Raw genomic sequence first — 10,438 nt, 5'->3', positions numbered from 1 at the left:
AGAATTAGGGCTACTTTGACTCTAGAACGACCTAATTTAATGTGCGAGCTTTTTACGGTTCAATTTGACAATCTACAGCGGAGGGAAAGCGGAGGGGGTCCGGACTTGTCGGTTAAGTGAGATTTAACTGCAGGTTGATCTAAAGTTTCAACGCGGTTTATGGAGGAAAATGGCGTTTGGTAGAGAATATACAAGTACTTTAAAAAATATGCGGGAAAAGCGCAGAAAAAGAATAACATATTATGCTGTATTAGCACGAAAAAATATGCTTAATACTCCAGGTATTACAAAGAAAGGAGAGCATATTAAGGTGCGGGTTGCTATCATTGGGAGATTGGGAGTTTACGATCCGGTAATTTGGCTAATATTAGAGAAGAGGTAAAGTTATGTGGCCAGCTGGCGACAGGCGTCAATCTAAGTTAAGGTAGAGGAGAGAGGGCGAGCTGATGGCAATAAAGCGCGTGGTTATTATAGTTTTGGACAGCGTTGGTGTGGGAGCCTTGCCCGATGCTCATAAATATGGTGATGAAGGCAGCAATACCTTAGGCAATATTGCTGCTGCCGTGCCTCTAAAGCTACCCCACCTGGCCCGGCTCGGGCTAGGCAATATTATTCCTCTCCGGGGTATTGATCCGGTAAACAATCCTTCGGCAGCTTATGGGAAAATGGCTTCCCAGGCGCCGGGCAAAGATACGACCACGGGCCACTGGGAGCTGGCGGGACTGATTTTGGAACGTCCCTTCCCCCTGTATCCCCAGGGCTTTCCCCCGGAAATTATAGAGGCTTTTGAAAAGGCCATTGGCCGCAAAGTTTTGGGCAATAAACCGGCTTCCGGTACGGCCATCATCGAGGAACTGGGCGAGGAACATTTACGTACGGGCTATCCCATTGTTTACACTTCTGCCGATAGCGTCTTCCAGATCGCTGCCCACGAAGACGTCATCCCGGTACAGGAGCTATATCGTTACTGCCGGATTGCGCGGGAGATTCTCCAGGGAGAACATGCTGTAGGGCGCGTTATTGCCCGTCCTTTTGTGGGAGAACCGGGGCATTTTATCCGCACCGACCGGCGCCAGGACTTTTCCCTGGAGCCGCCTAAGCCTACCCTGTTAGATGTTATAAGCGGCGCTGGGCTCCCGGTCATGGCCGTAGGCAAAATAAAAGATATTTTTGCCGGCAGGGGGATTAGCCGCTGGATTCATACCCATGATAATATGGACGGCATTGACCAAACCTGCAAATTCCTGCGGGAAGGTAGCCGGGGCCTTATTTTTACTAACCTGGTGGATTTTGATATGCTCTACGGCCACCGAAATGATGTGGAGGGCTATGCAGCCGCCTTGGAGGCTTTTGACCGCAGATTGCCGGACTTGATGGAGGACCTCGATGAAAAAGACGTACTGGTTATCACTGCTGATCACGGCTGCGACCCTACCACTCCTAGTACCGACCATTCTCGCGAATACGTACCCCTTCTAGTATTTGGGAAATTTATTCAGGCAGTGAATGTTGGAGTGCGTTCAACCTTTGCCGACCTGGCAGCTACGGTGGCCGAACTCTTGGGGGTGCCCTACCAACTGGCAGGGACGAGCTTTGCTAAACTTTTAATAGGGTAGTTATTTCGCCCGCTTCAATTCCTGAAGAGCCGTCTCCTGCTGAGCTGTTTTTCTTACCAGATAGTTGATGTCTAGCGTTATGGCGTCCAGGCGCTCATCGAGGTGCTTTCTCAGGCTCTCAATCTGTTCGCCCCTGAGATGGTAGCCATCGAAAAGGGCTCGGACCTTATCGATAACTTCGGTTTCGATCCGAAGTTCAAGTCTATGTACTCGGTTTGCCAGCTGCTCTTGACCGGCTCTCAATTCTCTTACTTCACCGGTCAGCTGTTGCTGGCGGGATCTTAATTCTCTTACTTCTCCTGTCAGCTGCTCCTGGCCGGCTCTCAGCTCTCTTACTTCACCGGCTAGCTGCTCCTGATTGGCCCTCAGCTCTCTGACCTCGCCTGCCAGCTGCTCCTGATTGGCCCTTAATTCTCGGACTTCACCGGCTAGCTGTTCCTGACCGACTCTCAGCTCTCTGACTTCGCCTGCCAACTGCTCCTGATTGGCCCTCAATTCTCGGACTTCGCTGGTCAGCTGCTCCTGACCAGCTCTCAATTCTCTTACTTCACCGGCCAGCTGTTCTTGGCGGGATCTTAATTCTCTTACTTCGCCGGTCAGCTGCTCCTGATTGGCTCTCAGCTCTCTGACTTCACCGGTCAGCTGTTCCTGGCCAGCTTTCAGTTCTCTAACCTCGCCGGCCAGCTGCTCCTGGCCCGATTTTAACCCCTGGATATCTTTTCTAAAGGCTTTCATTTCGTTAAGGATTTCTTGTAGCAGTTGTTCGCTCATGGATATGTTCTCCCCTCATGTTAAAACCTGGAATAGGTAAAACGATTGTCTTCCATTGGTTTACCAAAATTTGTTTCCAGTAGCAACAGGTTAAAATTGCTAGGTTCCTGTGAAATGGGTTGGCACAAGCGGATGTGCCCATGGCCCATAAACTGCTTATAGAAAGAAAAGAGCATTAATACCTAAAGCTGGCTCAAACAGGCCCACATAATTCCTCCTAAAAAACTTTAAAATTAAGCTCAGCAGAAAAGGGGAAAAAACTGAGTAACCTGTTTATCCTAGTTTCTCACCAGCGGTTATGTCGGTCATGATTTCCTGCGTCAAGAAGCTCAGATCCGTATAGTCGATCAGAGCGTGAGCTTCGGGAAAGAAGAGTTGCATAAATTCTCGGAAAAAGGTGGTGATTAGCTCCTTGAAAATATGGCGTCATGGTCGATAGGCATGGCCGGTTTTTCCCGTTTTTCTTTATTGTATCTGATATTGGGTGCGGGAGCAAGGTAAACTTACGCCTTGTATCATGGTCTAACTACTAAAAATGGCAAGAACTTCCGTACGTGGAAGCCTTGCCATTTCCTAATTTCCCTAGAGCTGATGGTGGGATTAGAACTCACGGCCTGCGCATTACTAGGTTTCGACAGTTAGTTTATGGCAATTTATGCCAGCTTAGAGTGCTTGATTTTCCTTGCTTTCCGCCGCTGAAACACTACGGTAAACTTCTGCGGACCAAAAATATTTTCTCAAGTTTTTCTCAAACTTGGTCCCCTGGTAATACTACAGGAAAAGGTAGCAACCTCAAAAGTTCCTCCTTGTTCCTTTTCGAATAATCCAGGACGGTTGCACCGCTGACTTCTCCTGTAGCCAGGGAGTAGCGGATAAAAACACCTTTTACTCCGTCCTCTTCAGAATACGACGGCACCGGCTTTCCCAGGGAAATATAAAGTACATCATGCTCCTCATCATAGTTTAAAAGCGGGCCGGGCATATACAATCCCTCCTTGTATGATATGACCAACGGGTAAATTTCCAGTTGGTCATATTATATTTTTAGCTCAAAAAAGTTGACCTTTGGGGTATCCTTTGGGACAATCACGGTAGAACCGAAGACGGGGCAGTTCAGTACCTCCTGCACTTCCCAAGTGCTTCTGAAGACTGCTCCCCGGCCCTGATGGCAACCGCTTACGCGCGGGTTGCACGACTTTTAGAGACTCTCCCTTCAGCAAGGAGCTACGCACCAGTCTCTTAAGGTTCAGTGCTCATCAGCAAGGTTGCTGTTACGTCAGGTTCCCAGGGATACCCCAATCTTGGTTCGCTATTCCTCCAGGAAAGGAGGTGTTATTGCTATGGGCAAAACTCTTTTCGTCGGTGTCGATATAGGGTCTGATACCAATGTGGTCCGCATCCTCGACGATGCCGGCGAAGAAGTCTGCGGGTTCAGCGTTTCCAACGACCTCCCGGGAACTGAAAACTTGGTGGAAAAGGTTGTTGCTAAAGCAGTCTCTATTAATGCTGATAAGGTTAAGATTGGCATGGAAGCCACTAACCTTTATTGGTGGCACCTTTCCCAGGCTTTGCATGAAGCCCCTGAACTCTCCGCTTTTGAGGCGGAAATAGCGGTGATTAACCCCAAGGTAATTGACGGTTTTAAGCGCATCTACCAGGATATGGCTAAAACAGACGCCTTGGATGCCCGGGTTATCGCTGATTGCTTGAGGTTTGGACGAGTACGGCCAACACCTCCTCTTGATATGACCTATGCTCCTTTGCAACGGCTAACCCGGTTTCACTATCACCTGGTAAGTAACCTCACTCGGGAGAAGAATAGAGCCCTCAATCTGATATTCTTTAAGTTTTCCACCTACCAGAGGGAATGCCCCTTCTCCGATATATTCGGGCAAGCCTCCCGGGCCGTCGTCGGTAACCTGACACCCGACGAAATCGCTATTATGCCGGTGGAAGAACTAGTTGACCTTATGCTCCAACACGGCAATAAGCGCTTAAAAGATGTCCCGGAGATGGCCAGAGTTATTAAACAGGCAGCCCGCAATTCCTACCGTTTAAACCCCAAAATGCGGGAGGCTGTGGATATTACCCTGGCTATGTCCCTGGAGACCATTCGGTTCTTTGAAAGCCAGCAGAAGAAAATTGACCAGGTCATTGCCCATGAGCTAAAAGCCATTCCTCAAACACTAGACACTGTTCCTGGTATAGGGCCGGTTTATGCCGCCGGTATAGTAGCTGAAATAGGTGACATCTCCAGGTTTAAAAACCACAATGCCCTTGCTAAGTTCGCGGGCTTGACCTGGCGGCAACATCAGTCCGGTAAGTTCACCGCCGAGGATATACCCCTCTCCAGGTCCGGTAATTATTACTTACGGTACTACCTCATTGAAGCGGCTAATTCCGTCCGGGTGCGGGAGCCGGAATATGCCGAATTCTACCGTAAGAAATTTACCGAGGCCAGGCACCATAATCATAAGCGCGCTTTGGTCTTAACTGCCCGTAAACTAGTGCGCATGGTCTTCACCTTGCTGAGTGAGGGCCAAATCTACCGACAAAGGAGGTCGACTTAAACACCCCTTTCAAGCTTACTTTTACTGTTTGTGCTGGCAACTACTGTTTTGGCTTGCTGGCCTGATTTCCTATTGCCTTTTTCCCTCCTGACCCAATAAAATTTCCATTTCAGGGTCTTGACATTTTACCGCGGGTCTTTATGAGATACTAATTTATGTTGTTTTAACCCTGCCGACGTTCCATAATAAACGCAGCAACGGCAGCTACTATAAATAGAACAGCGTAAAATGCTATCCAAAGAAGCACGTATCCGCCAACGGCGAGGGTGTAAAAGTTAAAGAAATAACCTGTTCCGCGCCAAATATTAATCAGCTATATTATTTCGGAGACTGCCGGGAATATAAGGGTTACTATGGCAGCTATAATGCCAGAAATTTGATAAGCTATTATTACAGTCCAAATATGGAGAAAAACCCCAAGTATTGTTATCCCCAATTGAACCAAGTAAGCTACCACATATGCAGTTGTAAGCCCAGCAGTAGCCAAAATATTTTTGGCTTTTAACATAGTTTTGTTCCTCCTGTCTTACTATTTCCAGCTTTACTCAAGACAAATAATTCGCTCAATTTTGTTGTTCATTACTTTGATGAACACAGATGGCAGTCTAAATTTCAGTCAATTGATCTACGTGGCATAGGAATAAGTGCTAGGGAAGTTCTATTATGTCAATAGAAAGCAAGAGCAAGATAAGAGATACAATAACAATTCCTATTGTTTTACCGATTGTAAGAGGAAAATGAATAACAAGAGAGTGTGTCTGCTTATCCCAATAGGTCATCCGCGCGCTTTTGAGATTAACATAAGACAAGAAAAGAGTTATCAAATTAACAACAGGAAGCCAACCTCCTACTCCTAACAACAGTGCTAAAATAGTGCGTTTAAGTGCCTCTTTAAAAGTCAAGTTCCGTCCATCTTCGTGGTAAATATATACATTACAAAGCCATTTTCCAATAGTTGTACCGTATCGTGATAAAAGGTATGCTTCAATTGGCGCCCACAAAACTAAACCTAACGCAGTTATTATGTAAGCGGCTAATTTAGTTTTAGAATAATAAGCAGGAGCCAATATAAGTATTGCTATTCCAACAATTATTGCCCATAGGTAGCTGTCTACAACTCTAGCTAAAAAGCGTCTAAATGGATGGGGCTCAACAATTGCTTCCCAATATAAGTCATATAGCTTTAGAATTTTGTGTAATTCTGGCCTATAACGACTAATATATTCTTCAATCATGTCCTTTTTACGAGTTGCGGTAACCGAAGCTCGATATTCATCGTATTGCTTTCTTGCTCCAGGATCGCTTAATACTCTATAAGCCTCGTTAATTAGTTGCATTTTCTCGTTACTACCACCACCAACATCAGGATGATATTTTTTTGCTAGCCGTTTATATGCTGCTTCTATTACTTCTGGGCTAGCGTTAGGGCTTACTTCCAAAACCTCATAGTAGTCGGGAATCATGACATACCTCCTTGTAACACTGCCTCTATCAAGTGCATAAAAACAATTCCGGCAACAAGAATCGTTATTGTAGGCAACTGTAAGGCCTTTCAACCCCCAAAGTTTCCCCGGGCAAAAAAGAAGCACCGACGCAATTCCAAATCCAAGCCAGAGCTCTTTTTCTGTATTTAGAAACCACTCCTTCATTTTTCTAAACATGTGTACTCCTTCCTATTTAGGTTATTCTTTACGCATAAGAAGAATCCTGCATAAGAAGAAAGCCATTTTTGCGGCGATTTAGTTGACCGTCTTACCTCCCTTGCCGTATAACGAGACTGGTGAGGTGATGCTTATACCAGCAGGAGAAAAAATCACCATTCGGCTGCCGCTGCCGTGGTATCGCAAGCTCAAGAGCGAGGCGGCGCTGAGGGGGTTAACCGTAGGGCGGCTGGTGCAACTGGCCGTAGATGAATGGGTAAAAAATCACCCGCTGGAGGGAGAGACATGCGAGGCTCAATCCGGAAGCAGGGAAAAGAAAGCTGGCGAATAACTGTAAGCTTGGGCAAGAACCCGGTTACCGGCAAATACGAAAAGTACCAGGAGACGGTGCGCGGGAAGAAAGCCTAGGCCGAGGCCAGGCTGGCCGAGCTTATCACACAGCTTGAGAAAGGGATCAATATCAATCCCGAAAAACTTACCTTCGGCGAGTTCCTGGAGAAGTGGCTGGTCGACTACGGCAGGAGCAACGTATCTGACCGGACGCTGCACGACTATGAGACTATTATCCGCTACCACATAAAGCCGGAACTCGGCCACGTCCCACTTTCCCGGCTGCACCCGTCCCACCTGCGCAAACTCTACTCCAAGCTACTGCGGCAGGGCCGCAAGGACGGAACGAAAAGCGCTCCCAAGGGGCTCTCCCCTGCCTACGTGTGCAAGGTGCATAACGTGATCCACGAGGCCCTTGCCTGCGCCATTAAGTGGGAGCTGGTCTACCGGAACGTGGCCGACGCGGTAGACCCTCCAAGGGCGACCCGATCGGAGGTGGTACCGCTTACCGAGGAGGAGCTTGACCGGCTGTTCGAAGCGGTGAAGGATACCTATCTGTACGTCCCCACCTGCATAGCCGCCTCCATGGGGGCTACTTGGCGCAAGCCCGCCTTGGCGCTTTTTCACTACGTCCGGTGCGACGGCGCGAGGCCATCGCCTACTGTCAGTAGCGGCCTTTTCTTACGCCGGAGATGGGTAAGCCCGGGGGGAAGCCGGCCACAGCTCGCGGCTTGCAGCGGGAAGCCCGGATAAATCACCGGGGAGAGCCAGGCCAAGCCGGGGAAAACCCCGGGGAGGCGGGCCGCCTATTTTTCAGGCGCTACTTTTTTAAGCCTTGCCAGCAGGATAAAGCAGGAATTTCTGGTTTTTTGCTGAATCGTTTCTACAATAAACCTGATTTTACGAGCGATTTCGCCTATGTGCCTAAGGAGTCCGGGCCATACAGCAAAGTCAGCTCGGCCCTACGGATTATAGTGACCTGGGTAACTGAATCACCTATGCTGCAGGGCGGGAAGGGGAAATGGTTAAGACTTAACAGCTTAAGGATTGGGCCTTATGAGGGAAGGAACTTAAAGGGACTAAATTTAAAAAAGGGGCGAAAGCTTTTGCTCACCTGGCAAGAAGCGCGCCGTTATCATCCTAACCAAAAGGGTATTCACCAGCGGCAAGGGCAAATCTTATCCATCTGTGCTTCTTTTGTAGGGGAAGATCGGAAATATCATGATCAGCTTTTGAGCGAAGATTTAATGCTTTACATAGGAGAGGGAGAACTCACTCAGCCGCAGCCGGACTCGCCCGGCAATTTGGCCTTAAAAAGGGCGAAAGAGACAGGGGCCATATTTCCGGCCATAGCTAAATGGGGAAAGAATCAATATGAATACCTGGGCAAGTGGCAAGTGATTGATTGGGAATATTCGCGTTGGCAGGGCTTTCCTCCCCATTATCGCTTTTGGCTAAGAAGAGTGGAGCCCCCGGAACCGGAAGCGAGACGGGCCAGGGAGGTCATTCTTTCACAAGGTTCTCTCCAGCCTAGAAGGGCTAGTGCCGTATTGGAACGCATCCTTCGCGATACCAGGGTGATTCAAGAGCTAAAGGCCCTCTATGATTACACCTGTCAGGTCTGCAACCGCCCTTTAAACAGGGGATTTGGGGATCCCATAGTGGAGGGTCACCACATTAAACCCTTAGGCCACCCCCATAATGGACCGGACATTCCAGAGAACGTTATAATTTTGTGTCCTAATCACCATGCCCTCTTTGACCTAGGAGCTATAACCGTAGATATCGCGCAGAGGCGAGTTATACATGCCGATCCTGGAGATGATTTACATGGCCGTACCCTTATCTTAAGACATACCATAAACGAGGAGTTTGTTAAATACCACAATGAACACATCTTCAAAGGACAGCTCTAAGAAATATCCCCTTATAGTTACCGCGGCGGTGATCCGCCGGGGAGATAAAGTCCTCCTTGCCCAGAGAAAAAAGGGACCCCTGTCCGGCAAGTGGGAATTTCCGGGCGGCAAGCTGGAGCCAGGGGAGAGCCCGGAAGAGTGCCTGGCACGGGAGCTAAAGGAAGAATTGGGGATAGAGGCCAGGGTGCTGGAGATTTTCAAGGTAGTCTACCATGAGTATGCGGAAGGGCCTGTATTGTTACTGGCCTACTCGGTTTTGATAGAAGCGGGCCATCCCACGCCTATGGATGGCCAGGAAGTGCGGTGGGTACCGGTAAAATACCTTTCCTCTTATGAGTTGGCAGAAGCGGATTGGCCCATTGCCTCTAAACTGCTAATGGAAAGAAAAGAGCATTAATACCTAGACGCTAGGTGCTATGGCTAAAGGTCAGTGGGGGAGGTAGGCCAAAACACCCTGGAGCGCCCTTTGAAAGAACTCTCCCAGCGCCGTCGAAGGACAGAAACTGGGACGAAACGCCGTTATTACCCTAACCAAGCAGAGTTTGATAAGCCGGTCGCCGGGTTCAAATGTAGCTAGGAACTGAACTATAGGAAGGAAATCCTGATGGAACTGCTCGCGCGCTACCGCGGGAGTTTAATAGGCCTGGCCGTGGGAGACGCCCTGGGAACTACCCTGGAATTCAGAGAGCCCGGGTCTTTCGCGCCCATCGAAGATATGGTCGGGGGTGGGCCTTTCAATTTAGAGCCCGGACAGTGGACCGACGACACCGCAATGGCCCTCTGCCTGGCGGAAAGCCTGGTCGAGTGCCAGGGGTTCGACCCAGCTGACCAGATGGAGAGATACCTGCGCTGGTACCGGGACGGATATATGAGCAGCACCGGTGTTTGCTTCGACATCGGCGCGACGGTCCGCGCGGCTCTGGCCCGCTATGAGAGGACGCGGGAGCCCTACTGCGGGTCCATGGATCCACGTACCGCCGGCAACGGCTCCCTCATGCGGCTGGCGCCGGTTCCCCTGTTGTACGCCCGCAGGCCCCGCGAGGCCATAGAGAAGGCGGCGGAGAGTTCGCGCACTACCCACGGCGCCCTGGAAGCGGTGGACGCCTGCCGGTATCTGGCGGCTTTGATCGTGGGAGCCCTTCGTGGTGCCTCCAAAGAAGAAATTCTGTCCCCCTATTATTCTCCTGAACCGGGTATATGGGAAGAAGCTCCCCTGGCTTCAGGAATAGCCGCTGTTGCAGGGGGTTCTTTTAAGCGGCGCAACCCGCCGGAAATTCGCGGGAGCGGGTATGTGGTGGCCACCCTGGAAGCCGCCCTGTGGGCCTTCTACCGGAGCAATTCTTTCCGGGAGGGGGCGTTAATGGCCGTAAACCTTGGCGAGGACGCGGACACCACCGGAGCTGTTTACGGCCAGCTGGCCGGCGCCTACTACGGCGAAGAGGGCATTCCCGGGGAATGGCGCGCTAGGATCGCCCGGCGGGAGTTAATCCGAAACTTGGCGGAGAAAATATTTACTCTTGCCTGGTAATACGACTACGGTCCGGCTATGACTTACAGTAAGAGAGGATTACATG

The 10,438-nt window shown here is 49.7% G+C and carries 12 protein-coding genes and 1 pseudogene; 7 read left to right on the top strand and 6 right to left on the bottom strand.

Features of this window, described 5'->3' with window-relative positions:
- The first annotated feature begins 446 nt into the window (after nt 1-446).
- Nucleotides 447-1,616: a phosphopentomutase gene (locus AC1BI1_RS13625; protein ID WP_476717851.1), complete on the top strand. Its 1,170-nt coding sequence runs from the start codon at nt 447-449 to the stop codon at nt 1,614-1,616.
- On the opposite strand, the gene AC1BI1_RS13620 is transcribed toward AC1BI1_RS13625, so the two are convergent.
- The 3 genes and pseudogenes from AC1BI1_RS13620 to AC1BI1_RS13610 all read right to left on the bottom strand — a co-directional run bounded on the left by AC1BI1_RS13620 (nt 1,617) and on the right by AC1BI1_RS13610 (nt 3,369).
- On the bottom strand, nt 1,617-2,387 hold the full coding sequence (locus AC1BI1_RS13620; RefSeq protein WP_476717850.1) for a hypothetical protein: 771 nt from the start codon (nt 2,385-2,387) through the stop codon (nt 1,617-1,619). It lies immediately after the preceding gene.
- A 282-nt stretch (nt 2,388-2,669) separates the two neighbouring features.
- Nucleotides 2,670-2,830 (bottom strand): annotated as a pseudogene (locus tag AC1BI1_RS13615) (DUF4351 domain-containing protein); the annotation flags it as partial.
- Nucleotides 2,831-3,135: 305 nt separating this feature from the next.
- Complete coding sequence (locus AC1BI1_RS13610; protein ID WP_476717849.1) at nt 3,136-3,369, bottom strand: DUF2283 domain-containing protein; 234 nt, start codon at nt 3,367-3,369, stop codon at nt 3,136-3,138.
- 358 nt (nt 3,370-3,727) lie between these two features.
- On the opposite strand from AC1BI1_RS13610, the gene AC1BI1_RS13605 reads away from it, so the two are divergent.
- Nucleotides 3,728-4,957: an IS110 family RNA-guided transposase gene (locus tag AC1BI1_RS13605; RefSeq protein WP_476717848.1), complete on the top strand. Its 1,230-nt coding sequence runs from the start codon at nt 3,728-3,730 to the stop codon at nt 4,955-4,957.
- 313 nt (nt 4,958-5,270) lie between these two features.
- On the opposite strand, the gene AC1BI1_RS13600 is transcribed toward AC1BI1_RS13605, so the two are convergent.
- Nucleotides 5,271-5,465, bottom strand: a complete 195-nt coding sequence (locus tag AC1BI1_RS13600) for a hypothetical protein (protein ID WP_476717847.1) — start codon at nt 5,463-5,465, stop codon at nt 5,271-5,273.
- Between the two features lie 139 nt (nt 5,466-5,604).
- Nucleotides 5,605-6,618, bottom strand: coding sequence for a DnaJ domain-containing protein (locus AC1BI1_RS13595; RefSeq protein WP_476717846.1), 1,014 nt, complete (start codon nt 6,616-6,618; stop codon nt 5,605-5,607).
- A gap of 82 nt (nt 6,619-6,700) precedes the next feature.
- Between AC1BI1_RS13595 and AC1BI1_RS13590 the strand changes: the two genes are divergently transcribed.
- Nucleotides 6,701-6,949, top strand: coding sequence for a hypothetical protein (locus AC1BI1_RS13590; RefSeq protein ID WP_476717845.1), 249 nt, complete (start codon nt 6,701-6,703; stop codon nt 6,947-6,949).
- Here AC1BI1_RS13590 and AC1BI1_RS13585 read toward each other — a convergent pair.
- Nucleotides 6,913-7,236: a hypothetical protein gene (locus tag AC1BI1_RS13585; protein WP_476717844.1), complete on the bottom strand. Its 324-nt coding sequence runs from the start codon at nt 7,234-7,236 to the stop codon at nt 6,913-6,915. The genes AC1BI1_RS13590 and AC1BI1_RS13585 overlap by 37 nt on opposite strands.
- Here AC1BI1_RS13585 and AC1BI1_RS13580 point away from each other — a divergent pair.
- From AC1BI1_RS13580 to AC1BI1_RS13565, 4 genes are all read left to right on the top strand, one after another.
- Nucleotides 7,123-7,701: a tyrosine-type recombinase/integrase gene (locus AC1BI1_RS13580; protein WP_476717853.1), complete on the top strand. Its 579-nt coding sequence runs from the start codon at nt 7,123-7,125 to the stop codon at nt 7,699-7,701. The two genes, AC1BI1_RS13585 and AC1BI1_RS13580, sit on opposite strands and share 114 nt — an antisense overlap.
- A 353-nt stretch (nt 7,702-8,054) precedes the next feature.
- On the top strand, nt 8,055-8,864 hold the full coding sequence (locus AC1BI1_RS13575) for an HNH endonuclease (RefSeq protein ID WP_476717843.1): 810 nt from the start codon (nt 8,055-8,057) through the stop codon (nt 8,862-8,864).
- The gene (locus AC1BI1_RS13570; protein ID WP_476717842.1) at nt 8,821-9,261 is read left to right on the top strand and encodes a (deoxy)nucleoside triphosphate pyrophosphohydrolase; all 441 of its coding nucleotides are present in this window, start codon (nt 8,821-8,823) and stop codon (nt 9,259-9,261) included. The genes AC1BI1_RS13575 and AC1BI1_RS13570 overlap by 44 nt, the downstream gene beginning before the upstream one ends.
- A gap of 207 nt (nt 9,262-9,468) precedes the next feature.
- Nucleotides 9,469-10,392: an ADP-ribosylglycohydrolase family protein gene (locus tag AC1BI1_RS13565; RefSeq protein ID WP_476717841.1), complete on the top strand. Its 924-nt coding sequence runs from the start codon at nt 9,469-9,471 to the stop codon at nt 10,390-10,392.
- Nucleotides 10,393-10,438 lie beyond the last annotated feature (46 nt).

This window comes from Thermanaeromonas sp. DSM 22490, assembly GCF_056378755.1.
Note: the sequence above shows the minus strand (reverse complement) of the source record. Positions and strands in the feature narration are given on the sequence as shown.

Excerpts from the sequence above, each read along its gene's own strand:
- AC1BI1_RS13625 (WP_476717851.1), top strand. The coding sequence starts at position 447 with ATGGCAATAAAGCGCGTGGTTATTATAGTTTTGGACAGCGTTGGTGTG.
- AC1BI1_RS13620 (WP_476717850.1), bottom strand. The coding sequence starts at position 2,387 with ATGAGCGAACAACTGCTACAAGAAATCCTTAACGAAATGAAAGCCTTT.
- AC1BI1_RS13610 (WP_476717849.1), bottom strand. The coding sequence starts at position 3,369 with ATGCCCGGCCCGCTTTTAAACTATGATGAGGAGCATGATGTACTTTAT.
- AC1BI1_RS13605 (WP_476717848.1), top strand. The coding sequence starts at position 3,728 with ATGGGCAAAACTCTTTTCGTCGGTGTCGATATAGGGTCTGATACCAAT.
- AC1BI1_RS13600 (WP_476717847.1), bottom strand. The coding sequence starts at position 5,465 with ATGTTAAAAGCCAAAAATATTTTGGCTACTGCTGGGCTTACAACTGCA.
- AC1BI1_RS13595 (WP_476717846.1), bottom strand. The coding sequence starts at position 6,618 with ATGTTTAGAAAAATGAAGGAGTGGTTTCTAAATACAGAAAAAGAGCTC.
- AC1BI1_RS13565 (WP_476717841.1), top strand. The coding sequence starts at position 9,469 with ATGGAACTGCTCGCGCGCTACCGCGGGAGTTTAATAGGCCTGGCCGTG.